27 protein-coding genes and 1 tRNA gene are annotated in these 25,648 nt (G+C 50.3%); 16 read left to right on the forward strand and 12 right to left on the reverse strand.

Going from position 1 to position 25,648, the window contains the following annotated elements; genetic code table 11:
• Positions 1-137 precede the first annotated feature (137 nt).
• A complete protein-coding gene (locus tag ACYQ27_RS09175; RefSeq protein WP_460041511.1) occupies positions 138-1,067 on the forward strand; it encodes an NOL1/NOP2/sun family putative RNA methylase in 930 nt (309 codons plus the stop codon).
• Here the strand turns inward: ACYQ27_RS09175 and ACYQ27_RS09180 are convergent.
• Positions 1,048-2,016, reverse strand: a complete 969-nt coding sequence (locus ACYQ27_RS09180) for a hypothetical protein (RefSeq protein WP_456453560.1) — start codon at positions 2,014-2,016, stop codon at positions 1,048-1,050. The two genes, ACYQ27_RS09175 and ACYQ27_RS09180, sit on opposite strands and share 20 nt — an antisense overlap.
• 48 nt (positions 2,017-2,064) lie before the next feature.
• On the reverse strand, positions 2,065-2,655 hold the full coding sequence (locus ACYQ27_RS09185) for a metallophosphoesterase family protein (RefSeq protein ID WP_456394603.1): 591 nt from the start codon (positions 2,653-2,655) through the stop codon (positions 2,065-2,067).
• A 59-nt stretch (positions 2,656-2,714) separates the two neighbouring features.
• Here ACYQ27_RS09185 and ACYQ27_RS09190 point away from each other — a divergent pair, with 59 nt between their 5' ends.
• The 4 genes from ACYQ27_RS09190 (at position 2,715) to ACYQ27_RS09205 (ending at position 6,305) form a co-directional block, all read left to right on the forward strand.
• Positions 2,715-3,788, forward strand: coding sequence for a saccharopine dehydrogenase family protein (locus ACYQ27_RS09190; RefSeq protein ID WP_460041512.1), 1,074 nt, complete (start codon positions 2,715-2,717; stop codon positions 3,786-3,788).
• Entirely contained in the window at positions 3,788-4,465 is a 678-nt protein-coding gene (locus tag ACYQ27_RS09195; RefSeq protein WP_460041513.1) for a 16S rRNA methyltransferase, read from the forward strand. Before ACYQ27_RS09190 ends, ACYQ27_RS09195 begins: the two co-directional genes overlap by 1 nt.
• 48 nt (positions 4,466-4,513) lie before the next feature.
• Complete coding sequence (locus ACYQ27_RS09200) at positions 4,514-5,830, forward strand: sodium-dependent transporter (protein WP_460041514.1); 1,317 nt, start codon at positions 4,514-4,516, stop codon at positions 5,828-5,830.
• A 64-nt stretch (positions 5,831-5,894) separates the two neighbouring features.
• The gene (locus tag ACYQ27_RS09205; protein WP_456453556.1) at positions 5,895-6,305 is read left to right on the forward strand and encodes a translation initiation factor IF-5A; all 411 of its coding nucleotides are present in this window, start codon (positions 5,895-5,897) and stop codon (positions 6,303-6,305) included.
• A 5-nt stretch (positions 6,306-6,310) separates the two neighbouring features.
• Here ACYQ27_RS09205 and ACYQ27_RS09210 read toward each other — a convergent pair whose 3' ends face one another.
• On the reverse strand, positions 6,311-7,678 hold the full coding sequence (locus tag ACYQ27_RS09210) for a cation:proton antiporter (RefSeq protein WP_456394608.1): 1,368 nt from the start codon (positions 7,676-7,678) through the stop codon (positions 6,311-6,313).
• 139 nt (positions 7,679-7,817) lie between these two features.
• On the opposite strand from ACYQ27_RS09210, the gene speB reads away from it, so the two are divergent.
• Positions 7,818-8,678 carry an agmatinase gene (speB, locus tag ACYQ27_RS09215; protein WP_456453555.1) on the forward strand — a complete coding sequence of 287 codons (861 nt, stop codon included), beginning with the start codon at positions 7,818-7,820 and terminating at the stop codon, positions 8,676-8,678.
• Between the two features lie 9 nt (positions 8,679-8,687).
• Here speB and ACYQ27_RS09220 read toward each other — a convergent pair whose 3' ends face one another.
• Entirely contained in the window at positions 8,688-9,482 is a 795-nt protein-coding gene (locus ACYQ27_RS09220) for an MBL fold metallo-hydrolase (protein WP_460041856.1), read from the reverse strand.
• A 62-nt stretch (positions 9,483-9,544) separates the two neighbouring features.
• On the opposite strand from ACYQ27_RS09220, the gene ACYQ27_RS09225 reads away from it, so the two are divergent.
• Genes ACYQ27_RS09225 through ACYQ27_RS09235 form a run of 3 tightly spaced genes read left to right on the forward strand, consistent with a single transcriptional unit; the run spans position 9,545 to position 12,712 of the window.
• Positions 9,545-10,342 carry an undecaprenyl-diphosphate phosphatase gene (locus ACYQ27_RS09225; RefSeq protein ID WP_460041857.1) on the forward strand — a complete coding sequence of 266 codons (798 nt, stop codon included), beginning with the start codon at positions 9,545-9,547 and terminating at the stop codon, positions 10,340-10,342.
• Positions 10,339-11,598, forward strand: a complete 1,260-nt coding sequence (glmU, locus tag ACYQ27_RS09230) for a bifunctional sugar-1-phosphate nucleotidylyltransferase/acetyltransferase (RefSeq protein WP_460041515.1) — start codon at positions 10,339-10,341, stop codon at positions 11,596-11,598. Before ACYQ27_RS09225 ends, glmU begins: the two co-directional genes overlap by 4 nt.
• Positions 11,599-11,602: 4 nt before the next feature.
• Entirely contained in the window at positions 11,603-12,712 is a 1,110-nt protein-coding gene (locus ACYQ27_RS09235) for a DUF835 domain-containing protein (protein WP_460041516.1), read from the forward strand.
• An 89-nt stretch (positions 12,713-12,801) separates the two neighbouring features.
• Here the strand turns inward: ACYQ27_RS09235 and ACYQ27_RS09240 are convergent, their stop codons facing one another.
• Complete coding sequence (locus tag ACYQ27_RS09240; protein ID WP_456394613.1) at positions 12,802-13,974, reverse strand: CBS domain-containing protein; 1,173 nt, start codon at positions 13,972-13,974, stop codon at positions 12,802-12,804.
• Between the two features lie 181 nt (positions 13,975-14,155).
• Between ACYQ27_RS09240 and ACYQ27_RS09245 the strand changes: the two genes are divergently transcribed.
• Positions 14,156-14,242 (forward strand) — tRNA-Ser (locus tag ACYQ27_RS09245).
• Positions 14,243-14,267: 25 nt separating this feature from the next.
• Here ACYQ27_RS09245 and map read toward each other — a convergent pair.
• A complete protein-coding gene (gene map / locus ACYQ27_RS09250; protein WP_456394628.1) occupies positions 14,268-15,158 on the reverse strand; it encodes a type II methionyl aminopeptidase in 891 nt (296 codons plus the stop codon).
• 161 nt (positions 15,159-15,319) lie between these two features.
• Here map and ACYQ27_RS09255 point away from each other — a divergent pair, with 161 nt between their 5' ends.
• Positions 15,320-16,801, forward strand: coding sequence for a TrkH family potassium uptake protein (locus tag ACYQ27_RS09255; protein WP_456394614.1), 1,482 nt, complete (start codon positions 15,320-15,322; stop codon positions 16,799-16,801).
• Positions 16,798-17,637 (forward strand): ATP-binding cassette domain-containing protein, encoded by an 840-nt coding sequence (locus ACYQ27_RS09260; RefSeq protein WP_456453551.1) that lies wholly within the window; start codon positions 16,798-16,800, stop codon positions 17,635-17,637. Before ACYQ27_RS09255 ends, ACYQ27_RS09260 begins: the two co-directional genes overlap by 4 nt.
• On the opposite strand, the gene ACYQ27_RS09265 is transcribed toward ACYQ27_RS09260, so the two are convergent.
• From ACYQ27_RS09265 to hjc, 6 genes are all read right to left on the reverse strand, one after another.
• Complete coding sequence (locus tag ACYQ27_RS09265; RefSeq protein ID WP_460041517.1) at positions 17,609-18,421, reverse strand: hypothetical protein; 813 nt, start codon at positions 18,419-18,421, stop codon at positions 17,609-17,611. The two genes, ACYQ27_RS09260 and ACYQ27_RS09265, sit on opposite strands and share 29 nt — an antisense overlap.
• Positions 18,405-18,959, reverse strand: a complete 555-nt coding sequence (gene cyaB, locus ACYQ27_RS09270) for a class IV adenylate cyclase (protein ID WP_456394617.1) — start codon at positions 18,957-18,959, stop codon at positions 18,405-18,407. Before cyaB ends, ACYQ27_RS09265 begins: the two co-directional genes overlap by 17 nt.
• Positions 18,956-19,504, reverse strand: a complete 549-nt coding sequence (locus tag ACYQ27_RS09275) for an archaemetzincin family Zn-dependent metalloprotease (RefSeq protein ID WP_460041518.1) — start codon at positions 19,502-19,504, stop codon at positions 18,956-18,958. Before ACYQ27_RS09275 ends, cyaB begins: the two co-directional genes overlap by 4 nt.
• 44 nt (positions 19,505-19,548) lie before the next feature.
• The gene (locus ACYQ27_RS09280; protein WP_460041519.1) at positions 19,549-20,586 is read right to left on the reverse strand and encodes a lysyl aminopeptidase; all 1,038 of its coding nucleotides are present in this window, start codon (positions 20,584-20,586) and stop codon (positions 19,549-19,551) included.
• A 72-nt stretch (positions 20,587-20,658) separates the two neighbouring features.
• Positions 20,659-22,194: a COG1470 family protein gene (locus ACYQ27_RS09285; RefSeq protein ID WP_460041520.1), complete on the reverse strand. Its 1,536-nt coding sequence runs from the start codon at positions 22,192-22,194 to the stop codon at positions 20,659-20,661.
• On the reverse strand, positions 22,184-22,591 hold the full coding sequence (hjc, locus tag ACYQ27_RS09290) for a Holliday junction resolvase Hjc (RefSeq protein ID WP_456396801.1): 408 nt from the start codon (positions 22,589-22,591) through the stop codon (positions 22,184-22,186). The genes ACYQ27_RS09285 and hjc overlap by 11 nt, the downstream gene beginning before the upstream one ends.
• Before the next feature lie 70 nt (positions 22,592-22,661).
• Here hjc and ACYQ27_RS09295 point away from each other — a divergent pair, with 70 nt between their 5' ends.
• The 4 genes from ACYQ27_RS09295 (at position 22,662) to ACYQ27_RS09310 (ending at position 25,598) form a co-directional block, all read left to right on the forward strand.
• Positions 22,662-23,186, forward strand: coding sequence for a gamma carbonic anhydrase family protein (locus ACYQ27_RS09295; protein ID WP_456396806.1), 525 nt, complete (start codon positions 22,662-22,664; stop codon positions 23,184-23,186).
• Positions 23,187-23,192: 6 nt separating this feature from the next.
• The gene (gene uppS / locus ACYQ27_RS09300) at positions 23,193-23,990 is read left to right on the forward strand and encodes a polyprenyl diphosphate synthase (protein WP_456396799.1); all 798 of its coding nucleotides are present in this window, start codon (positions 23,193-23,195) and stop codon (positions 23,988-23,990) included.
• 108 nt (positions 23,991-24,098) lie between these two features.
• A complete protein-coding gene (locus tag ACYQ27_RS09305; RefSeq protein WP_456453547.1) occupies positions 24,099-24,773 on the forward strand; it encodes a TBP-interacting protein in 675 nt (224 codons plus the stop codon).
• A 66-nt stretch (positions 24,774-24,839) separates the two neighbouring features.
• Positions 24,840-25,598: a hypothetical protein gene (locus tag ACYQ27_RS09310; protein ID WP_460041521.1), complete on the forward strand. Its 759-nt coding sequence runs from the start codon at positions 24,840-24,842 to the stop codon at positions 25,596-25,598.
• The last annotated feature ends 50 nt before the right edge of the window (positions 25,599-25,648 follow it).

Consider the following 25,648-nt stretch of genomic DNA (forward strand, 5'->3'; position numbering starts at 1 on the left):
GGCTGTTCCGTGATGTATAGGAGTTCGCGCAAAGGTTATGATTTCTTTGTGAAAGTAGAGTTTCATAAAATGGCTGTTTTGTGGAAGTGCACTTTCACAACGAAGAACCTTTTAAACCCCTCTCCCTATTCACCACCATGCTGGAAAGACTCTTTGCCCTCGGCTACTCCAAGACCTTTGCGGAGCGCTATTACGAGCTCTGGGGCGAGAGGGCTTTGGCCATAGCTGAGGCCATGGAAAGGCCTTTACCGAGATGTTTCAGAGTAAATACCCTCCGGATACAGGTTCCCGCATTAACAAAACTCCTCAACAAAAAGGGATTTCAGTTCACGCGGGTTCCATGGGCGAGGGAGGGGTTTTGCCTCACGAGAGAACCTTTCTCAATAACCTCAACACCCGAATATTTGAGCGGACTGCTCTACATTCAGGAGGCCAGCTCGATGTATCCGCCCATTGCCTTGGAGCCGAAGCCCGGCGAAACTATAGCAGACATGGCGGCCGCTCCCGGCGGTAAAACCTCATATTTAGCCCAGCTCATGGAGAACGAGGGGGTAATATACGCCTTCGATGTTGGTGAGGAGCGCCTGAAGGAGACGAGGCTCAACCTCTCCCGATTGGGAGTTACCAATGCTGTCCTGTTCCACAAGTCCTCGCTCCACATAGATGAGCTTGGGGTGGAGTTCGATAAAATCCTCCTCGACGCTCCATGCACGGGTTCCGGGACGATACACAAGAACCCCGAGCGGAAGGCCAGCAGAACTATGGAAGACATCAGGTTCTGCCAGAATCTGCAGATGAAGCTCATAGAGAAAGGTCTAGACGTCCTCAAGAAGGGCGGGGTTCTGGTTTATTCAACCTGCTCCCTTGAGCCCGAGGAGAACGAGTTCGTCATCCAGTGGGTTCTTGATAGCTTCGACGTCGAACTTCTGCCGTTAAGATACGGCGAACCTGCTCTAACCAGCCCCTTCGGAATTGAGCTGGATGAAGAAATAAAAAAGGCGAGACGGTTCTACCCGGACAGGCACGGCACGAGCGGCTTCTTCGTTGCTAAGATTCTGAAGATATGAGTTTATCCTCTATTTCGTGGAGGCTTCTGCGAACTTCAGGGGTTAAAAGAGACTCAAGCTCTTCCCTCGCTTTCTTTGCGAGTTCAAACTTTTCCAGACCCTCAGCGACCGACACCCAGCTTATCTTCTTTCCTTCAAGGAACACATCTATGTCGCAGAACCTTCTGTAGCCCTTATATTCCAGCCCCTTGAGCAGGAACTTCACTCTCTCTGGCTTCTCCCACGTTATCAGCTTGAGCTTGTAGACCGGGACGCGCATGAAGGGTCTCGGGTAGTCCCAGTCCCATCCCTCACTCACGATAAAGCCCCAGTCAAGGTCTTCAATGACGAGGAAGAGCCTTTCCAGATTTTCCTCATAATGTTTTCCGGTGTCGTATACCTTCACGGTAAGTTCGTTCCATCCCTCCGGCATTGTTCTGTGCATTATAATCGGCAGGTGGACAACCAGATCCCTGTAAAGCTCCATGAAGGGCTTTTTTACAAGGATTCCCTCATTGATGTCTTCCATCTTCAATGCGAGGTTCAGTTTTTTTGTCGTGATGAGAATCAGCGTATCCTTCTCCTCACCCTCCATCAGCCCGCCCGCGAAGCCGGTTCTCCTCCCTCCATATCTCCGGATTATATCCTCAGCGGCTTTCTCCGGATTTGCCGGAACCCTCAGGATTATATGCTTGGCCTCAACGATTATCCTCTCAACCGGAACTCCTGCGTTTATAATCTCCTTGAAGACAATATCCGCCCTCTCCTTTATCAGATACACATCCCTGCCGGCATCAAATGGCGTTCCTTCTTCACTCCCTGCGGGAACCAGTATGGTCTCAAACTCCTGGCTCTCCCCGAGTGCTCTCTCGAATGGAACCGGCTCGACTCCAAAAAGGCTTTCAATTTCCCTGCCTACTTCCTTCGGCTTAATAAAAACTATTGACGGTCCAAATCTTAAAACCCTCATAACACACCCCTCCGGCGGGTTGATAAGAAACCACTGCCACTGAATCCATCACATACCCCTCCACATCCTGTATCCCCTCTCAAAATTTGTTCCGTGGGGATATTGGATTTTTATGATGCGCTTGCTGGGCAGTAAAATGAAATTTATATTCAGCACACCATTGAGCCCTCCCTGAATTAGCCTGAAGTTATGCCCGTAGAGCTTGAAATCAGCATTTTTCACAGCGATAACATCCCTGTACGAGTGTCCGACCGCAAGTTTGAGGCCTTCAATCTCTATGATGCTCCCCGGAGCTATGATGTGGCTCCTCCCAACAAGCCCCCTGAGTATTTCAACATCGTCCTCATTGCCGGGCACTATATAGACCTCACATTCTGCATTTTCCAGTATGTGAAGCAGCCTCCTCACGGAGTCCGCATATTTTGGCTTGAGCTCCGGTCTCCTCTCTATTTTGAAGTTGTCGGCCAGGTCGCCGGTGTGGATTGTGTAGTCCGGCCTGACCTTTTCGATCAGGTTGAGGATAAAGGGATATATGTTGTCGGGAGTATCGCTTATGTGCATAATCTTTCTTTCCCCTGAGGATATCAGAGCCTCTGGAAGCTTTTTTCTTCTGAAGAAGCTTGGCAGTTTGAGTCTCATCTCAGCATTATTGGAGGACATTTTATATATACCTTTGGTGAAGCATTTCCGGTGATGTCATGAAGGTTCTCGTTCTTGGTGCCGGAAATGTCGGTAGGGCCATCACATATGATCTGGCCAGGGAAGGAAAATTTGATGTGTATGTCGGTGATGCAAACCGGGAAAGGCTCAGGGCGGTTGAGAAGTTTGCCGTGCCGATGGAGATTGATGCCTCAAACTTCAACGGACTTGTGGAGGCAATGAAGGGCTTCGAGCTTGTCGTAGGCGCTCTGCCAGGAAGGTTCGGATACAGTTCGGTCAGAGCTGCCATAAAGGCGGGCGTTGATATGGTTGATGTTTCCTTCATGCCCGAGAATCCGCTTGAGCTTCGCGATGAAGCGGAGAGGGCAGGGGTTACGGTCATCTTTGATGCGGGCTTTGCTCCGGGCCTGAGCAACATTCTGATGGGGCGGATATGGCAGGAGGTGGATGAGCTCAAAGAGGGCCATATATACGTTGGAGGCCTGCCAAAGGAGCCCAAACCTCCCCTCTACTACCGCATCACGTGGTCCCCCCATGATCTTATTGAGGAATACACCAGACCCGCGAGGGTTATACGGGATGGGAGGGTTACATCCGTTGACCCCTTCGAGGATATCAAAAGGGTAACCGTCGGGGAGTTTGAGTTCGAGGCCTTCATCAGCGATGGCCTGCGCTCGCTCCTTGAAAACGTTAAAGCCGAGAGGCTTGAGGAGTGGACGCTCAGGTGGCCGGGTCATCTCGAAAGGATGAAGGTTCTGAGGGAGCTCGGATTCTTCAGGCCAGAACACGTGGACAAAACCCTCGAAGTTATAGCCCCCCTTATGAATTATGAGAGCCCGGACTTTTCAATAATGCAGGTGATTGGAAAGGGCATCCTTGACGGGGAAGAGAGAGAAATAGGATACCTCCTGTATGACGAGGAGAAGGGAGGATTTACCTCGATGGCGAGGGTAACGGGCTTCACGGCAGCCGTTATAGCACATATCGTCGCTGAGGGGAGCTGTATACCCGGCATCATCCCGCCCGAGATGCTCGGTATGAGAATAGACACGTATGCGAGAATAATGAGCGAGCTTGATGAGAGAGGGATAAAGATTCAGAGGTGGGGGTAGTGCTCCACATTGTGATAGCCGATGCCGAGCTTGAGCTCGTCCCGGAAAAAATAGCGGAACATCCGGCAGTGCTCAGCTATGCACGGAGGAGGGGCAGGAAGCCGGGTGAAGTTCTGCTTGACGCGACGTATCACCATTCGGCCATGAAAGAGCTTGAAGAGGGTGATAGAAGAGGGCGGCCGGATATAGTGCATTTCTGCCTGATAAATGCGCTTGAGAGCATACTGAACAAGGAGGGGAGGCTCAGGGTCTATGTGCACACAAGAAATGATGAGGTGATTTATGTTAAACCGGAGACGAGGATTCCAAGGAATTACAACAGATTCGTCGGGCTGATGGAGAGCCTGTTCAGAAAGGGGGCCGTTCCACCGGATCTGTCCCTTCTGAGGATTGAAAGCAAATCCCTTGAGGAACTCATCGCCGAAATAAATCCAGATGCCATTTTCGTGATGCATGAAAGGGGGGAATCCCGCAGGCCGGCCGATTTTGGAAGGGAGCTCACAGGATATACAAACCCCCTCGTGATTATCGGAGGATTTCCCCATGGCGATTTCAGGAGCAGAGCTGAGGGGAGAAGGATAAGCCTGTATAAAAAGCCCCTCATGGCGTGGACGGTTTTAAATGAAGTTGTGGTGAGTTATGAAAACGCACTTCCCTCGGAAAAATTTATATCGTAAAACAGAGCTAATTTAAGAGTAACACCTGAAAATTAGGGGGGTAAAACCATGAAGCGGTTAATAGCTCTTATGACGCTCCTGATCGTCGGATACATGGTTGGTGTGTGGACATTTCTGCTGTTTCCGCAGATCCTGATCAAGAACGGGCTCAAGGGGCTTGCGCTGTATCTCATTGTAACGGCAGTCCTTGTTGTGGCCCCGTATTTCAGCGTCGAGGCAACCAAGAGAACCAGATACCTCTTTGTTGAATATCTCACCAAAATTTCGCGATTTCCGGGGATCGCCATCAGCCTCGCCATTTTCGCCATAATCGGAGGCTCCCTGATCCTCTACTATTCAGCCTCGGTTCTTGCCGCAGCATTTGCAGCTTCGGACATCCTGTATCTCGTCCTTATCCTCATCGTTTCCCTCATTCTGGCCTCCATCATCCTCTTCCATGCCAAAGAGAAGACACTTGTCCTGATGACCTGGTTTTCGACCGTGTTCATAATCTTTGTTGTTATCTCCTTCTTCATAATAAGGGACTACAGCCTGACGGCGTCCGGCAAGTCGCTTTCCGTTCAGCTCGCTCTTGAAACCCTGATGACGCATATCACCGCAACAAACGCCCCTTTAACGCTCCGGGATGGGATCAGAATAGTGCTCTTAGGATTTCTTGGACTCGGGTTGGGCTACGGCTTTTTCATGGTCATGGGGACGTTCCTTCCAAAGGAAGCTGACTCCAGAAAGATGATAGGGGCGGGCTATATTCTCCAGCTCCTCATTGGAATTCTCGTGACCTACATTTTTGTCTATGCCCTCGCCGCAACCTTCCCGGGCACGGCCCTGCGCTATGCTGAGTCCGGCATAGCTGACGCTCTGAAGTTCACAAAGGACATAATAGGCGCCCTCGTGGCGGCAAGGTCACCTGAAGCCAGCAGGGTGCTGTACCTCCTTGTATTCTCGATATACTTTGCCGGCATGACCACTTTCATACCGTTAATTGAGACCGTGGGGCACGTAATCAGCGAATCCACACAGAGCTCAAGGAATACCGCACTCTCAATCGCCCTGAGCATGGTGTTCTTCCTCTCCATGATCCTCGCGGTTGATACATTGAGGAGGATGTTTCTGGCGGCTTTCTTTGCTTACCTCCCCCTCATGGTCGCCCTTGAGATGATTCCCCTGATAAGGAACAGGAACGTTTTGGGACAGGATGCCAGGCTTTACGGCTCGGCCATCGCAGTCCTCGGCCTGCTGGTCGCGGCGGTCTTCATCATGAAGTTTGTCAGGGGCACCGTAGGCCAGCAGCTCGGTGTGATGGTCGGTGTGATCTTCGTGCTTCCGGTTCTCCTGAACGGCATGCTCCTCAAAACGAGGGGCTAACTTCAAAAATTTTTTAAACTCCCCCAATCTAACCCCCTTAGAACGCTGATTGGAGGTTTGAAAAATGGGAGATAAGACCAAGGTTCAGGTTAGCAAGCTCAAACCGGGAAGATACATACTTATTGACGGAGAGCCGTGCAGGATAGGCAACATAACGGTTTCCTCACCCGGAAAACACGGCTCGGCCAAGGCGAGAATTGAAGCGGTCGGCATTTTTGATAAGAAGGTCAGGAGCATCGTGAAGCCCACGAGCGCTGAGGTCGATGTTCCAATCATAGACAAGAGAACAGCCCAGATTATTGCAATAACCCCAGACACCGTGCAGATAATGGACATGGAGACCTACGAACTCTATGATGTTCCCATAGAAAGCGGCGTGGAGGATGGCATCAAGGATCAGCTCAGGGAAGGAATAAACGTTGAGTACTGGGAAACCCTCGGGAGAATTAAAATAATGAAGCTCAAGGGCGAGTGAGCCCTTTAACCTTTTCTCCCCAGCATGCTTTCAATATCCTCAAGCCTCTTGATCGTCTTCTCCTTCAGCAGTTCGCTCTTTGAAACCCTGTCGGATGCGGTTTCTCCTATGAGCAGCCTGTCCCTCAGGAACGGCAGCCACAGGGTCTCCACTACAACCGAAACAAGAACCGTTACGACCGTTGCACTCAGGATAAGCTCTCCCCATCCAATAAGCCGGGTGTTATGGTAGTTCAGTCCAATTGCCAGGGGCAGGCTTGCCAGCGCTGCGGGCACTATTCCCCTCGGGCCTTCAAAAGCTATGAAGAGGTACTCCCTCGGGCTCCACCACTTCAGGATAGGCAGGGCTGCAATGGGTCTTGCAACCAGTATCACACTGAGGGCAATTGCCACACCCTTCCCAAGATTTGATGTTATTACCCCGGTGCTGATGCTTGCCCCGAGGAGTGTGAATATGAAAATTGTGGCTATGGTGGCGAGGCTCTCGTTGAAGTGAACCTCCTTTGAGATGGCCCTCATAATCCTCTTCACGGTTCTCGGATCATCCTTCCTGAAGAATATCTTGTGGTTTCCGAGGACTATGCCAGTAACGGTCGCTACCAGATAGCCCGACGCATGGATGTACTCACCTAGAAGAAAACCCCCGAGCGCAAGCGCGAGCGTGAATATTTCAATCTCTGGGAGCCCCGTTATGTCACTTTTCTTTATTATCCAATATCCCACGATTCCCAGAATAACCCCTGCTATTATAGATACCATCAGCTCATATATGAAGAATATAACAGCAGCAGGGTATAGGGAAATATAACTCGCAATGCTTTCAAGAAACTTGGCGGACGGTGCCTGGGGAACTAAGAGGGCTATCGCCACAGAGGTCAGGACTATTCCAAGGGGGTCATTGAATATGGACTCCGTAACAATCGTGGTCTCGATGTCCTGCTCAACCCGGTACTGTCTGAAGAGGGGTATCAGTGTGGCGGGGTCGGTTGCCCCGATAATCGCCCCGAAGAGGAATCCCACCAGGAACGGAACGTTAAATATGTATGAGAACACCACAGCGGCGATAATGGCTGTAACCAGAAGTCCTGCAGTGTCGAGAACCGCTATTGTGCCAAAGTTTTTCTTAAGAAGCTTCCAGCTCAGGTTGTGCCCCTCGGTAAAGAGGATTATCACGAGGCCGAAGACCCTTACATAATAGAAGAGCTCGTGGGCAAGTGCGCGGTTGATCCATCCCAGGATGGGCCCTATTAGAATCCCAAACAATATAAAGAGGGGTATATACGAAATGTTGAACTTCCTACTAACCATCAGTGATATCACGCCAACACTCAAAACCAGCATTAAGATAAGAGATAGCATGTTGATCTCAATCATTTTTATCACCTTCCGCTGCTTTCCGTGATTCAGGGCTTTTAAAAACCTCTTGGTACGCCCTTCAAAGTTTTCACATATTTTTATATCCGGAAACCCTTAAATAATTTGGCCGAGCCGGAGGTACACAGGGGGTGAGAGAATGGAGTTCCTCTATACGTATGAAACTCTCAAGCTGGAATTCCCTCTGAGCAAGCCGGAAAATGCAGATTTTGTTCTCCTGGGGGTCCCCTTTGACGGCACAACTTCATACAAGCCCGGAACGAGGTTCGGGCCAACCCTGATAAGGCACGCCACGCTGAACCTTGAGAGTTACATCCTCGATTATGATGTTGATATAGCGGAGTTCAGGATAGCAGACATAGGAGACCTGGCGATTGCGGCAGGGGATGCCGGTGAGACGATAAAAAGGGTTGAAGAAACCATTGGAGAACTGAAGTCCATCAACCCTTCAGCCCTTCCAATCCTTCTCGGCGGGGAGCACTCCATAACCTTTGGAGCAGTTAAAGCCCTCAGACCTGAGAGCTATGTGGTTTTTGATGCCCATCTCGACCTGCGGGACAGGTATGAGGACAACCCCTACAACCACGCCTGTGTGGCCAGGAGAATCTCAGAGCTGGGGATAGGGGAAGCCATGTTCGGGATAAGGAGCGGTACAAGGGAGGAGGTTGAGTATGCTGAAAAACATGGCATACCATGGATTCATGCAAGGGATTACTCCTTTGATGCCTTCGTGGAGCTTGTGGAGCCGCTTCCCGAGCCGGTCTACCTTTCGGTGGATATTGATGCGTTTGACATCTCATTGGTGCCGAATACCGGAACGCCAGAGGCCGGCGGGTTGAGGTTCTGGGATGTCATCGAGGCGCTTGAATGGCTTGTTGAGAGCAAGGAGATTGCCGGCTTTGACATCATGGAGGTAGGGGGGAGCGGGCTCGGGGATGTTACCGCGCTGACGGCTGCAAAGCTGCTGTTCTATTTTATAGGGATGAAGGGAAAGCCCTGATTTGCATTCCTAAATTTCAATAACCCTGCCGGCATAGAGGGGCTCTACCCTTCCACCGAGTTTCCCCTTAAGGTATGCATAGGAATCCATACCCGTGCAGTGCCCGGCATAGAGCTTCTCCGCCTCAAGATTCCGAACCACTTCCTCAAGGACGCCCTTCTTGGCATTTGCCAGGTGAAAACCCCCTATGAGAGCTTTTACGGGTTTGTTGAGGAGGTTCCGGGAATGCCGCGCGATGTTCAGTATCCCGCTGTGGCCGCAGCCTGTTATCACAGTAATGCCATCCTCACCATCAATGATTAAAGCCATGTCGTCTTTAACCGGGTCTCTGATTAGCTTCCCGTCTTTGAGGAGATAACCCACAGCCCGATCCCATGTGACCCTTTCAATCTCCCCGCTGCTCCATATTCCCTCCACAAACTGAAGAGGGTCTTTTGAAAGTATGAAATCCGCCCTGAGCTCCTCCCTTCTGAAGGGAATGCCTATATCCCTGAGATGGGGCTTTAAAGCGACCCTCCTTGCAAATACCCCCGGATGTGCCACTATCCTTAACTCCCTGCTCCTTGCCTCAAGTAGAGCCTTCAGTCCTCCGGTGTGGTCGTAGTGTCCATGGGTTAAGAAGAGATAGTCGATGTCATCGGGGTCTATGCCCAGCTCCTTCATGTTTCTCAGGAGAACATCCCCCTCGACACCTGTATCCACAAGCACCCTGACTTTGCCCTCAACGAGAGCTGAAAATCCATGGGCACCGTAGAGCCCCTTCTTAAATCCGCTGTGGTTTTCAACAATAACCGTAACCTTTATCCTCATGCACATCCCTCGAAAAGTTTATGTTCAAAGAGGGTTAAAACCTTTCAGTGATTGGCATGGATTATGTGCAGGCGGCTATCATCGGCATTCTCAGGGGGATAACGGAGTGGCTTCCTGTGAGCAGTTCGGGTCAGGCGATGCTTACAGTGATGAATACCTTTGGCATAACCCCTGAGGAAGCCCACTCCTACACCATTCTGATTCAGATGGGAGCCCTGCTGGCGCTGTTCTACAGGTTCCGTTATGACTTTGGAAAAATCCTCATGAATCTTTTAACCCTCCGCTGGGGAGAGGAGGAAAGCTTCCTGTTCTACTCCACACTGTTTACAGCCGCAGTCGGGCTCCCGTTATACAGGGCATTCGGCGGCTTTTCAGACTCATCAACCCCGGAGATAATAAACGGCCTCATAGGGGCTGCGCTCATAGCCACCGGACTGATGATGAGGGCTCCCCTTGAGAGGGTGGAACGGGGTATCAGGCGCGGGAAAGAGGAGGTCACTGTAATAGATGCCATCATTGCAGGGGTGGCCCAGGGAGCTGCCCTCATACCCGGAATATCACGCTCCGGAATGACAATCGGGGTGCTGCTGTTTCTCGGTGTGGACAGGAGGAAGGCAGTCAGGATGAGCTTTCTGATGGCGATATTTGCAATAACCGGAGCCCTCTTCATTGAAGGGGAAAGCGTTGCTCAGCCCGTGCCCCTTTCGCTGACTGCAGTCCTGTCATCGTTTGCTGTGAGCCTCCTCATGATGGAGGTCATTCTCAGGCTCGCGGAAAAGCTTGATTTTTCCAGATTTTGCATGCTTTTCGGTGCCGTGGCGCTCATAGCAGCTGTAATGGGGGTGTTGCTGTGATTGGTGTTGTGCTTGCCGCAGGAAAGGGTGAAAGGCTGAGACCTCTTACGGATGACAGGCCGAAGGTCATCCTGAAAGTCGCAAACAGGCCGATAATAGAATACGTGTTGGAGAACCTCTCCCCGTTTGTGGACGAATTCATCATCGTGGTGCGTTACGAGAAGGAGAAGCTCATGCACACCATCGGCGATGAGTTCAACGGAAAGCCGGTGCTTTACGTGGAGCAGCTTGAGGGTGAGGGGACAGCAAGGGCGATTTATTCCGTAAAGGATTACATTGAGGAGGAAGCTTTCCTCGTGGCCAATGGGGATATTTACTTCGAGCTTGAGGGCATCAAAGCTCTAATTCACGAATTCAAAAAACAGAAGGCGGATGCGGCCATTTTGGTCAAGGAATTTGAAGACCTGAGCCATTTTGGCATGGTGGAGGTTGAAGGAAAGCTTGTAAGGAAAATCAGGGAAAAACCCGGAAAACTCAGGGGTTATGCCAATCTGGGCGTCTATGCCTTTACGCCCGAAGTTTTCGGGTTCATAGAAAGGACAGGGATAAGCCCACGCGGGGAGTATGAGATAACCGATACTCTGAGCCTAATGATTGAAGGGGGAAAAAGGATAGCATACGCAGTCTACGAGGGCTACTGGAACGATATCGGGAGGCCGTGGAACCTGCTTGAGCTCAATGAGTACATCCTGAAGAAATATCTCAAGCAGGACATCAGAGGCGTTGTGGAGGAGGGTGCAACGCTCATCCCGCCCGTTGAAATAGGGGAGGGGACTGTTGTCAGGAGCGGGGCATACATCATCGGGCCAGTAAAAATAGGCAGAAACTCAAAAATAGGCCCCAACTGCTTCATCAGGCCCTATACGAGCATAGGGGATGGCTGCCACATAGGAAACGCCGTCGAGGTCAAAAACTCAATCATCATGGATCACTCCAATGCCCCCCATCTGAACTATGTGGGCGATTCTGTGATAGGAGAGCACACAAACCTCGGTGCTGGAACGATAACGGCCAATCTGAGGCATGACAGAGGCAACATAAAGGTGGAGATAAAGGGGAAGCTGGAGGACAGCGGGAGACATAAGCTCGGGGCGATAATAGGACACAACGTCAAGACAGGCATAAATGTAACAATATATCCGGGAAGAAAGATAGGAAGCAACGCATTTGTCGGACCGGGGGTTATAGTCGATAAAAACATTCCCCCGAACACCATCGTGTCGGTGAAGCAGGAAAAGGTCATCAGAAAGAGGTGAGAGGATGAGTTTCATTCCCTATCTGAATTTTTTCTCCCGCTGGGTTCTCTTCTTTGCAATAGCATACAAGGCTGTCACAACAAGGGAAAAGAGCTGGGTTCTGCTCAGCTTTGCAACATTCGTTGATGCACTCAACATAGAGAGCTACATCCTAACGCCGCTCGGGCTCACAATAAAACCCGATGCGTATGATATAGCCAGCAAGATTCCAGACTTTCTCATCGCCGCCCTCCTTGGATGGGGAGCATTAAAGCTCAAGAGACGCAAAACAACGTTCAGGGACACACTCTACATCGGCCTCTTCGTGGTTACGGCCTACCTCTGGGTGTTCCTCCTGGCGACCCAGCTGTTTGATAGATTCCCGCACAGCTTCCTCCTGAAGTCCATATACCCCTCCTTTGCCCTGGGGTTTTCAATGGTTTTCTTTGGATACGTCCTCAGGGACTACGTTATTTCAAAGAGGAGCCTTGAGGAGCTGTTTCCATGGGGCCTGATTCTGCTTGGGGCTTTAAACCTGACCTATCCCATAACGCGGCCCCTCGAATGGTTTGCTCATCCTGCCTTTTTTGCCGCCGCGATATTCCGCCTTATGGCCGCCGTTGGGGCTCTGGTATTCATCTTCTACCCCCTGAAGACCCCTTCGAGAGAGCCCACACTGGTTCTGCAGAGCAGGGCATTAATCTTCACCAGGGAGGAGGCATTCATAAAGAGGTTTCCAGACCTCTTCCACAGGGCAAATGTTATTCTGATAACAAGGAAGGACCCCAGATGGGTGAAGAAGCACATCAACCAGCACAACGTTGTGTTCTGGATCACAAAAGCTCGGGAGGGTGATGTTGAGGGAACTCCAATATACGCAATTTCCCCAACGAAAATTGAAATTTTAATTGACCTTGTGAACAGGGAGCTCGAACAGGGCTACAACGTTGTCTACATTGACGCCTTCGAATATCTCGTCATAGAAAACTCCTTCGAACCTGCACTTAAGTTCCTCCTCTCTCTCAGGGACAGGGTGCTCTCGCACAATGCCGCACTGATTCTGATACTGAACATAAAGATCCTTGATGAGAGGCAGAAGGCCATACTTATGAGGGAGTTCGAGGTTGTTGAATGATTCAGGGCTTTGGTTTAAATTTTTAAAATTTTTTAATTATTAATTAAAAATATTTTAAAATAAAAATTTGAAATTTGAAAATTTAGGACTCAGAATTCGAGCTTTTCCAGGAACTTCTTTGTATATTTGACATCCCTAGCGAGCTCAACCCTCTGGAGCAGCTGCCGCTCAACCGCCCTGAGAGCATCATGAACTGCCTGGATTGCCCCCCAGGTTTCTCCGGTTGCTATCAGGATGCCCTTATCGGTTACAATCCTCATTCTGGCCTGATAAAGATGGACGCCACGGAATTTCTCGTTAAATCTCCGTATGTACAGGTATATTATGCCCTCGCTGCCCAGTATTTCCTCATAGCCATCCACGAATTTCCTGATATCGCTGATTATCCTCTCCCTCGTGAAATCGCTGAGTATTGCAGCATCCCCGCCGAGCTGGAGATAAAACCTGGTCTCCTTCTCCACCATCCTGGAGATTGGAAGCAGGAGGTCTTTCACTGTCAGAACTCCCCTGACCCTGTTCTCCTCGCTGACCACAACAAGGCCGTCAATGCCGTTCCTGAGCATGAGGTCAATCGCATCCCTTACGGTTGCCCCCGGGTGTATTGTTATTACCCCCCTGATCATAACCTCCCTCAGCTGGGTGGAAAATGGAGGAATCTTTTCACCAACCAGCTCACCTGTCTGGGCCCTGAACCTCGGTTTTATGAACCGGATTATAAGGTCGTGAAGCGTTACGAGCCCCTCAAGCTTGCCTTCATTGCTCACTATGGGTATCCTTGAAATCGCGTGGTCGCGCATCGTGGCGAGGGCTTTTGCTACGGTGTCATCGGGTTTCAGGCTTATAACGTCCGCTGTCATGAAGTCCTCAACCTTCCTCTTCCCGAACTGGTCTTTGGCAACGCGCTCAAGGAGAACAATATCACTTATTACACCGTAAATCTCCTTCTTATTTTCACCAACAGGGAGAGAACGTAAATCAGTTTCAAGCATGAGCTTTGCGGCCCTGCTCAGGTCTTCTTTTGGCGTTATGATGGGGGCAGCTTTATACACATCCCTGACCTTGGCCTTTGTCGGATCCCATTTCAGGTGCGACCTTATAATCAGATCCTGGGTTACCACACCCTTATACATCTTCCCGTCAAACACCAAAATTAAATCTGGGTCTTCCTTTTCAAAAATTCCAATCGCCTCAGAAATCGGGGCGTTGATGTCAATCTTAGAAAACCTGTCTGTTACAACCTCCTCAACCAGAATTCCTACCATTGCTGTCCACCTCCGTTCAATATATTCTATGTTTCTCATACCATTTAAACCTTGCTGAGAGGTGTATGAATGAGAAAAGGCCGTGGATGGTAAATTTTAAGCCGTTATCGAACTTATCCCGGGGACATCATGAGAGCAGCACAAAAGATATAAACCCCAAATCATGTGTTCAATTTGGAGCGCCGGGGTAGCCTAGCCAGGGAAGGCGGTGGACTCGAGATCCACTGGGCGTGTGCCCGCCAGGGTTCAAATCCCTGCCCCGGCGCCATACTGCCGAGCCCTCGCGGGGTTCCCTATGTGGTCACGAGCGCTCCGTCCTTTTCAACAACAACCGTGTGCTCGAACTGGGTAACGAGACCTCCCCGGATTTCCCTCAGGATGTTGTAGCTGTATATTGCCCCTGCTCTCTCAAGCTGAACCAGGGCAAGCTTCAGCTTGGCATCGGGCATCAGCTTCTGAAGCCAGCGGTATGCAAACGGGAGGCTGGAGTAGTTCGTCTTTACATGGTTCAGAAGTTTTCTCGCCTGGGGCATTCTCACGGGCTTATTTTTAATAAACATGTATATCAGCGCAGGAGGAACCTCTATGACCTGCCCGGCTCCAGTGGTCGCAAAGGGCTCTATGGCAAACACATCCCCCTCCTTCAGCACATATGTGTCGGCGGCCCTGTAGACATTGGGAACAGATATCCCTGCGTGGAGTTTGTAGCGCTCTATTTTATGACCGCTCAGGTTCACTATGGGGTTGAAGCCCATGCCCCTTATCGTCTCTTCTATCGCCCTGCTGATTTCCCTGATCTCAATTCCAGCCCTGATTGTCGCTATGGCGTTTTCGAGGGCTTCTCTTGAGGCTTCCATAAGGTCATCCTCGTCCATGCCCACCCTGATGGTCAGCGCTGTATCCGCTATATATCCCTCCACATGAACCCCTATGTCAATTTTCAGATAATCCCCCTCCCTGAGCGCTGTGCTGTCCCCTCGGTACGGGGTGTAATGAGCGGCAATCTCATTTATTGAGAGGTTGCATGGAAAGGCGGGCTTTCCGCCGAGCTCAGCTATACGGTTTTCCACGAACTCTGCAATCTCATAAAGTGATGCCCCGGGTTTAACAAGCTTTATAACCTCGGATTTAACTTTTTTCGCAATTTCCCCTGCCCGGAGGAGCAGTTCCATCTCATCCGGCATTATCACCACCAAAAAAGTAATGCATCCTTCCTTTATAGTGTTTCCGCTGCTCTGGAGAAACTGGGAACTGATGCCGGCAGGTGGAGAAACAATTCCAAACATGCTCCTCTCACTCGAAAACCTTTTATTTCCCAAGGGGGTTCTACCTCTGTGGTGGGGCAATGCTAAAGCTCAGAAAATACATAAACATCTCCGATGACCTTTTTGTTGTAAAAAACCTCATAGGAGCAATCCTTCAGGGTATAGGCCTCGCCTATCTCGTACCCGGACTTCTCGTGTGGGTCTACCGGGGTGAGATGAGGTACATATACTATTTTGCAGTCCCCGGATTCATCAGCATACTCCTCGGGGCCTGGATGGGAAGGCATATAGGAAAAATCGAGGATGTTAATCTCAGGCAGGCGATGGTTTCTGCGGCTTTTGTATGGCTCTTTGCGTCCCTGATAAGCGTTGTTCCCTTCGTGTATATCGCCAGGATGAGCTTCCTCGACTCATATTTTGAGAGCATGTCTGCATGGACCGGAACCGGCCTGACCATGATGAGCCATCTGGAGAGCTACCCCCATATCATCCTCTTCTGGCGTGCCTGGATGCAGTGGCTCGGCGGCATCGGCATTGTCCTCGTGGCACTGACCGTTCTTATCCGGCCGGGAGTGGCGGCAGCCCGTCTGTATAAAGCCGAGGCAAGAAGCGAGAGGATAATGCCCAATCTGGTCAACACCGCAAAGATTATCTTTGAGATATATTTCATCCTGACCCTCGTCGGTGTTTACCTCTACTATATAAACGGGATGTCGCTTTTCGACGCATTTATACACTCAATGACGGGTCTCGGAACCGGTGGTATGAGCTCCCATGACCTGAGCATAGGCTACTTCAACAGCCTCAGCATAGAGGCGGTTACAATTTTTCTCATGATAATGGGTGCCACAAACTTCACAGTGCATTACCGCATGTTTAAAGAGCGCTCCCTTGGAAGGTTTTTCAGGGATATTCAGGTCAGATACCTGTTCTTTTTCCTGATTCCAACGATAATACTCATCGCATACAGTCTGATGCAGATAAACATGCCAGTCGGGAGGGCCTTCAGGGAGGCCATCTTCCATTCCGTCTCCGCGATAACATGTACCGGATTCGGGATTGACAATCTGGCAAAATACCCCGAACTCGCCAAGTTCATGCTCGGGTTTTTGATGGTGATTGGAGGGGGCGCAGGAAGCACAGCGGGCGGCATAAAGCTGATCAGGATTACGCTTATGTACGAAAGCCTGAAATGGACAATTGAACAGGCCATCCTGCCCAAAGGAGCCGTTATCAAGAGGAAGGTCGGGGATTACATATTCTCGGACGAGGAAATTCAGGAGGTGCTCAGCTTCACTATGACGTATTTCGCATTCCTCCTGTTCGGAACAATCTGGCTGATGGTCAGGCTGAGAACGTCCCTCGTGAATGCCTTCTTTGAGGTTGCATCCGCCCAGGGGAATGTGGGACTGAGCGTCGGGATAACCTCTCCCTCACTGCCGGCTGATGTCAAAGTGCTCCTGATACTCCACATGTGGATAGGGAGGCTTGAGATATTCTCAACGCTGGTTTTCATTGTGAGTGCATTTCTAATCGTGCCAAGACTGGTGGAGAGAAAATGATAGTGGTGGAAACCGAAGACCTGAGCTTCAAATACCGGAGGGCAAGGGAGTATGCAATAAAAAACATAAACCTGAAGGTTAGAAAAGGGGAGTTTCTCGGGATTTTGGGGGCAAGCGGAAGCGGCAAATCAACACTGTGCCTTACACTGAACGGCATCATCCCCAATTCAATAAAAGGGAAGTTTGAGGGAAATGTCTATGTGAAAGGGGTAAGCACGCGTGAGGTTTCCCCTGCAAAGCTCTCCACGACTGTGGGTCTCGTCCTTCAGAACCCGGAGTCCCAGCTCTTCAACATGACCGTCGAAGAGGAGATAGCATTCGGGCTTGAAAACCTCGGAATCGAGGCTGATGAGATAAGGAGGAGGATAAACTGGGCCCTCAAGATTACGGGGCTTCAGGGTCTTGAGAATGAATTCCCCCCGAATTTGAGCGGAGGACAGAAGCAGCGCCTTGCCATAGCGAGTGTTCTGGCAATGAGGCCGGAGATTATAGTACTCGATGAGCCGACCGCCCAGCTCGACCCGCTTGGCAGGGAGCAGGTTCTCAGCCTGATTACCCTGCTGAACAAGGAACAGGGCATTACAATAATTCTGGTTGAGCACAACACGGATTACATGCTGAGCTTTGCGGACAGGGTTATCGTCATGGATCGCGGGGAGATAATCATGGAAGGAAAACCTGAGGAGATTTTTGAGGAGGCGGAACTCCTGAAAAGCCTCGGAATCAGGCTACCTGCAAGCATAAAAATCGGGGCCGAGCTTAAACGGAGGGGCATACTTGAGAAAGCCGCCATGACTGAAGAAGAGCTTATTGAGGCCCTGAAAAATCGATTTTAGTTGAGCCTTCTCCCGTTATTTTGGATTTTAACTCAGTAAGCTTCAGAAACATTTCAAATCTGAGCACGGGATTCTCAATTTCCTCCACAATCCTGAAGGCGGCATCGAGAAGCCTGAGGGCCTTTTCCTGATCCCGGCTGGCCTCAATTGATGCCATGTAGTAGAGAGCATTCGCCCTGTGGAACCGGCTTTCTATGTGCTGCAGGGTGACCTCGGCTTTTTCCTGCTCCCCCGAGGCGTAGAACATCACCGCGAGCTGGGAGAGAATCAGATCAAGCTTCTTCCTGTTTCTGACGAGGTTCATGGCGTATGCTGCCTTTGCCAGGATTCCGCTGTCTATCAGGGTTTTCACAATCTCAACTGTGATGTCGTCGTCCCCAATTTCGGTGGCGATGTTCAGTGCAGTCTTCAGCGCCAAATCGCTTTTCAGATTCTCATCCAGCATGTAGAAGGCCACGGAGATATCCGCAAATGCAAGGGCCTTCAGCCTGAGGTTTGTAATCCCGTTGGCTATGGGGATAAGACTCTCAACATAATCCACCAGGGCCTTCCTGATGTCTTCGTTCAGCTTTCCTTCCTTCATGCTCTCCTTAACTGCCGTCAGAACTCCCCTGACAATCACCCTGAGGCCCAGAAACATGTTGGGAACCAGCTTAACCCGGTCAAGTTCCTTTAAGGCCTCCTTAAACTCCCACTGATTAACAAGTTCTTCAATAACCTCAATCCTGTCACTATCCCTTTCCGGCTCCTTCTCTGGTTCAAACAGCTCATCGAGCTTGCCCATCGTTCATGCCCCTCTGGAGAAGGAGTTCAAGATAGGATCTCCTCTCAAATTTCCTCACTCCCAGATCCAGCAGCAGCCTTTTCAGGTTCTCAACCTCCTGATCTATGCTGACGTCCCCTCCTGCAAGCTCCTCAATCTCAATGAACTTACCCAGGCCCTCAACTTCGTCAAGGGTTATCGTTATGCCCTTTTCCACATAGTACTTTTCCCGGGTTTTTTCAACGGAAATCACCTCCCTGAATCCGAGGCTGTGGAGAATATCAATGTATGCATCCACATCGTTTATGGGAACCTCTATTTCCCTCCGGGTTTTTGAAATTCTGTCAAGCTTCGGCCCCTTGTAGGTCAGAAAAGCCTCAAAATGGCCGTTGAATTTTTTAATCCTTATCCTGAGGGCTTCATCCGTCTCAGCGAAATCCCTGCACGGGTGCTGGAAGTATAAGTCCTCCTGTCTCTCCTTTCTCATGAACTCAAACCTTTCGCGCACCCTTTCAAAAATCCTGTCATCCGCATATCCTTTCAGTTCAATCTCTATCATCTCAGCATCTCCTCCAGTTTTTTCCGGCATGCACCACAGTAATCCATCCCCTTGAGATCGGTATCGAGAATGGAGTTTGAAAAATGCATAACACATTTCGGGTCAGGACAGTGAGTCAGTCCGAAAACATGTCCGAGCTCGTGCATGGCTTCCTTTACGGCCCTCTCCTTCAGGAGATTCCTGTCCCCGGGTTCCCCATAGAACTCGGGTCTCAACCTGTGCAGCGAGATTACCGCTGTCCTGAAGTAGGGATGGGCCAGGCCAAATATGAAGTTCATACCCTCCTCATAGAGGTCAGCATCCGTAATTCCCAGAACGGCCGCAGCCCTCCTGAGACCGCTGAGACCCAGAATAAATGTCCTCCCGAGGAACTGCCCCCGAGCTTCATTGTAGCCATCCCTGAAAGGCCGGATGCCAATTTTATGCAGAATCCCCACCGACAGCCCGAACCCTGAATAAAAGTCCCCAACATAAGCCGCCACTGCTCTCAGGACACTTTTCTCCACGGACTTCATTTCTACAGGGATTATCAGAATCTCCGCCATACGCCTCAGATAAATTATGTAAAAAGAAAAGATAAACTTTCCTCTCACGGGGTTAGGTCCATGGGTCTGAGCTCTTCGAGAAGGTGCTTTGCAAGCTTTACCGTGCTGTCAATATCCCTGAGGTCTGCGAGTTCAACCTGGCTGTGCATGTATCTGATCGGCACCGAGAGCACCGCCGTTGCCATTCCCTCCCTGTTTATCTGCATTATGTTTGCATCGGTGCCCGTTGGCCTCGGGCTCGCTTCGACCTGAAGGGGGAGGTCATATTTCCTAGCAATCTCATCAGCAAATGCCCTTATCCGGGGGTTTATGTTTGGCCCAACGTCCATGACCGGGCCTTTCCCGAGCTCTGGAACTATTTTACCCTTATCCCCAGTCTGTTTGGCAAATGTAACATCCATGGCGATGCCTATTTCAGCGTCTATAGCATACGAGGCAACCCTCGCACCCCTGAGGCCCACCTCCTCCTGGACGCTCGCAACAAAGTACAGATCAGCGGTGTGCTCCTCAATGGCCCTCGCAGCCTCAATCATGGCATACAGGCAAACCCTGTCATCGAGATATGGAGTTGCAATCCTGTTTTCGTTGAGCCTCGTGAATGAGGGGGCAAACTCTCCTATAGTGCCAATTCTGAAGCCCATTTCCCCGGCTTCCTCATCGCTGTCAGCCCCGACATCCACGACGAGAGTGTCCCAGTCCGCCGCTTTTTTTCTGTCCTCCGGCTTCTGGAGGTGCGGCGGGATGTGCCCCACAACACCGTAGCGCTCGCCTTTATCTGTGAAGAACCTTATCCTCTGGGCGACGAGGGTTCTGGGGTCGACACCCCCAACGGGAACTATGTGAAGGTAGCCGTTCTTGTCTATGTGATTCACCATGACCCCGATTTTATCCATGTGGGCCGCAACCATCACCTTCGGCCCTTCGCCCTTTTTGCGGGCTATAACATTGCCGAGCTTATCAACTTTAATTTCGTCAACGTGGCCTTCCAAGGCTTCGATTACAGCATCCCTTATTCCCATAAACTCATACCCGCTGACACCCGGAGCTTCCACAATCTTCTTCAGCAGCTCAGTATCAACCACAGCAACCACCTCGTTTAGATTTCTATCTGAATGCTATGTTCGGGGACATTTAAAGGTTTTCGGTTGTTCTCTTCAGAGGAGAACCTGAAGGAATGCCTCCTCGTCCGGCTCCAGTTCCCCGATCTCCCATACGACGGTGTTTCCCTCTATCTGAACGGTTCCTTTGGTGGCCCTCGCATCGGTCGCGTTGATGATCTTTTCATACCTGAAGTTCTTTAACCCCCTCAGCTTTGGAGCCTTGATTTTAACGAAATAATATTTGTCAAGCTGTTCTTCAAGTTTCACCGGCATGAAGAAAGCCATATAGGATGTTCCCGCAAATATTAAAGCCGCAAAGAGAATGATAAGTGCAATGTATGGCATGTTTGTTCTGCCCGCAGGAGGGGCAGGGGGTGCCGGCATCATGGTGGAGGTTGTGCTTGTTGCCGGGCTTTCTGTCCGGGTCTCGGGGGGTGCTGGCTTTTCAGCCTGCACGGTCTCCCTTGCGGGAAGATAGAACGGGTTCTCGGCAGTGAGCAGTATGGTTCCAAATCCCGTATCCCCAAGCTTTATCTCCGCCCATCCGCTCGAATTTGTAATGGCGTAAACTGTTCCAAGGGGCCCCGTTGCTCTCAGGCTAACATTCCCAACCCCCCTCCCGGTCGGTTCAAGAACATGAACGAGCAGGGTTTCGTTCTGCTGCACTGTGCGAATGAAGAGCTTTTTCACTTCAACGAGCGTCTCGACTGTTTTTCCATCCAGATTGAGCTTTACCCTGTAGGTGCCCGGTTTATCAACGGCGTAGCTCACCCTGCCGTAGCTATCGGTTGTGAACTGGATTCCGTTTATCTGGACGTTTATGCCCGGCACAGCGTTTCCATTCCCATCGGTTACCGTGACCACTACCGCGCCATCACGGAACTCTGCCCTGTATCTGAGGATTCTCTGATACACCTCAAAGCTCCTGTTTATCATCTTGCTGTTGCCGTAGAAGTTTGCCTTCAACACCAGCGTGTATTTTCCGGGTTCGGGCTTGGGCAGAAAGAGCCGGTATTTCCAGCTGTCCCTGCTCCCTATATACACGGTGGAGGAATACGACTTGATGATTCTTTTATTTTGATAGAGGTAGAAGCTTATGGTTCCTATTATGGGGGTGTTGGATGTTGAATTAACGAGGAGCTTTGCCACAACATCGCTGCCATAGGAGTATTTATCGCTCACGTTGATGGCAAGGGAGTAATCAATCTCCGCCAGAACCCGGACGCTGACGGTGTCCTGTGCAAAGCTCGAACCTGCGGATGCAACAACCTTCAGGGAATATGTGCCTGCATCGGGAGACAGCACCCGGACTATTAGCGTCTCCAGGGTGCTCTGATTCGCAGGCAGGGTTTTTATGGTTCTGGTCTGATATTTAAAACCGGACGCAGGGCCGGTGACGTAGAGTGTAACGTTGCTGATGCTCTCATTTCCGAGGTTTGTTATTCTGACAGGAATGATAATCGTATCCCCTGGCCTGACCTCAAAATTATCACGCATTGCCTGAACAGAGATCAATGGATAGGCGAAAACATGGACAGCCATCATGCCGGACATAAGAACCATCAGCAGCAGAATGCCCTTAAATCTCACCTTTTATCACCTCGCTCAGGGACTTCTGTTTTCCTATAACCTCGTCAAACCTCTTTCCAGTATGTCTGGCTTTCTGCAGGCTGAGCTTGTAGTTTTTACCGCTTTTCGTTAGTTTTTCCGGATAGAAGAAATACCAGCCGTTGTTGATGAACTTCACAGCTATGATGGGCTTTCCGCCGAAGCGAAAAGAAAACTCAAGGAGCTTGTCCATGTCCTCCTGGCTGAAATACACGCAGTTGTTTTTCGTGCTCTTGACCTCGATGCAGAGGAAGAGCTTCCCGTTTCCGGCAACGATATCAACTTTTTTGCTCCCCGCAGAGCGCACCACAGCAAATCCGTTCTTCTCAAGCATCTTTATCAGCTCTCTTTCAGCGCTCGCTCCCCTGCGGTACTTCATGATTCTTCCCCATAATTCTATCCATGAAAAATTTATAAAGGCTCTGGATGAGCTTGAGTTGGTGATGCTCATGGCGATTTACGAGCTAAACGGAAAGAGGCCTGTGATTCACGACACGGCTTTTGTGGATGAAAATGCATATATCATAGGTGACGTCGTTCTCGAAGAAAAGACGAGCGTCTGGCCATCTGCCGTTTTAAGGGGAGATATAGAGCGGATTCATATCGGCTGCTGCTCCAATATACAGGACAACGTTAGCATACACACCTCCCACGGCCTTCCAACCATAATCGGCAGATACGTCACAGTGGGACATAACGCGGTTGTTCATGGAGCGAGGATAGGGGACTACACCATCATAGGAATGGGTGCGATAGTCCTTGACGGCGCAAAGATAGGCAGGCATGTGATAGTCGGAGCCGGGGCTCTGGTGCCTCCCGGGAAGGAGATTCCTGACTACAGCCTCGTGGTTGGAGTCCCGGGGAAGGTCGTCAGACAGCTAAATGAAAAGGAAATTGAAATGACGAAGAAAAACGCCGAAATCTATATGGAACTCGCCGAAATGCATCTCAGGGGAAGGAAGAGGATAGAGTGACCCGAAATGCTTTATCGTGTTATTTCTCACATCCCCCATATTTTGTTCCGGCCGGTGTATGATTTATATGAGAGATACCTGCTTGAGAAGGTTAAATCATGCGGAAGGGTTCCGAAGCATGTGGCCATAATCATGGACGGCAACAGGAGATGGGCGAGAAAATATGAGAAGCCCCCATGGTACGGCCACTTTTTCGGCTCTGAAAAGCTTGAGGAGATTCTGGAGTGGGCGCGGGAGCTTGGTATAAGGACAATAACGGTGTATGCATTCTCAACCGAGAACTTCAGGCGTTCTCAGGAGGAGGTTAACGCGCTGATGGATCTCTTTGAGAAGAAGTTCAGGGAGCTCGTTCATGATGAAAGGGTTCACAGATACGGCATAAGGGTAAACGTGATAGGGAGAAAGGAGCTCCTCCCCGATAACGTTAGAGAGGCGGCCGAAGAGGCGGAGAGGGCAACCAGAAAATATGACAGCTACCACCTCAACCTGGCGATTGCCTACGGGGGCAGGAGCGAGATAGCAGATGCCGTTAAGGAAATCGTCGACGACGTCATGGCCGGCAGGATAAGGAGGGAGGACATAACAGAGGAGCTGATAAAACGCTACCTCTACATTCCCAACATGCCCGACCCGGACATAGTGATCAGGACCGGCGGGGAAATCAGAATAAGCAACTTCCTTCTGTATCAGATTGCATACAGCGAGCTTTTCTTCGTTGATGTTTATTTCCCTGAATTCAGGAAGATTGACTTCCTCAGGATAATCAGGGAGTATCAGAGGAGAGAAAGGCGTTTTGGAAGGTGATTCCGTCTTTTCTTTGAAAACCCCGCCGGAGGACAGATTCCAACTCTTTTTAAACTTTTCCGCTAACCTTTATTAAGGTTCCCGGAGATTCTTCACCAGGTGGTGTGAATGAAATACGAGGAGCTGGGCGATAGGATAAGAAAGGTGTATGCAAGGGTAAGAACCCTCGATGACTATCACTGGGAGCTTTATGAGGATAAAATTCTGGGGATACATAAGAGGAGCAACATGGTTGTTAGAATCAGGATTGCGGGAGATAAGGGAGAGGCGGAAAAGCTCAGCGAGGTTAAGGAGGGGCAGGGGATTGACCTGATAGTGGTTCCGGACAAGAACGTATTCTACATCCACAACGGAGCGTTTATACTTACATTCAAATATGTGAGGGCAACGCTGACGGATATAAACGACCATATAATCTGGAGCGGGTTTAAGACCATCGAGGAGGATGGAAAGCTGCTTCAGGAGGACTTCTATGAGTACCTCGGCGGCATGCTGATAGAGCACCTGAAGGCAAACATGATGCCGGGACAGGATTATGTTTTCTGGCAGTTCTACAGGTGTGAAGAGTGCGGAAAGTATGTGGACATGGACAGCGTTGCGGCCCACCTGAAATGGCACGGAATAAGAATTCACGAAAAAAGCGAGGAGCGCTATGAAGTGTTTGAAATCAACTTCAGGGACGGCAAGGTCAGGGACAAGTTCGGCAAGGAGGTTTCGATGGAAGAGTTCAGCGATGAAGCCCGGGACTTCATCAGGGAGACATTTGATAATTTCAGGGACTGATGTTTTTACATTTTATCGGCGAAAAATTTTTAAGTTTATAAATAATCACCAGTTTGGGGGAGAAGAATGTCATCAAAAGAGGAGGAAATAGTGAGTGCGCTTTTCAGGAACCAGCTCCCCCACAATTCAATAGTGTCGATAATATACGACACCTATTCCTCAGCATGGATGCTGGGATTTGCGTTTCTGAAGAGGGAGATGGATGCGGGCGGATTCGGGAGCATATCAAACTACAACCTCCCGTTCCTGAACCTGCTGCGGGCGGGAGCGTGGGTCGGGCTTGACATAATGGATGAGCTTGAAAAGGACAATCTTATAATCATAGATGTCTTCGGCTCCAAATACAACGTGAGGTTTGATATGAAGAACCTCTTCTATCTTGAGAACGTTGACCCCGAGACGATAAACCCCAAAATCAACGTGCTCTATGAGAGGATTGTGCTGCCGAAAATGCATCACAGAACTGTTATAAGGCTGGTGCACACCCTCGATGGGGCGGCCTTTATGCTCGGAGAGGAGGTCACCCTGAGGCTCCTCAACGCCACAATCGCCGAAAAGACGAGAACAATGCCCGAATCCGTGCTGGTGCTGCCGGTTAACAGGGATGTGGTTTCCAGGCGGTTTGTGGCATGGGTGGCGAGCCTGAGCGACTACGTCATTGTCGCTTCGTCAAAACTGACCGATGAGGGCCTTAAAGAGAGACTTCACGTTGTAAAAGCGCCCTTTGAGGATTTTGAACCCACTGCATACAGGCTCAGGGCAACGGGGGAAAGGGCAGAGAGGCTTAAAATAAGGAAAATCGGCCTCAACAAAGGCACCCTTTAATGGATTGGTGTCACATACAGGCGCAGGAGCTGAGAGGCTGAAAAGGAGAA

It is taken from the genome of Thermococcus atlanticus (assembly GCF_054657855.1).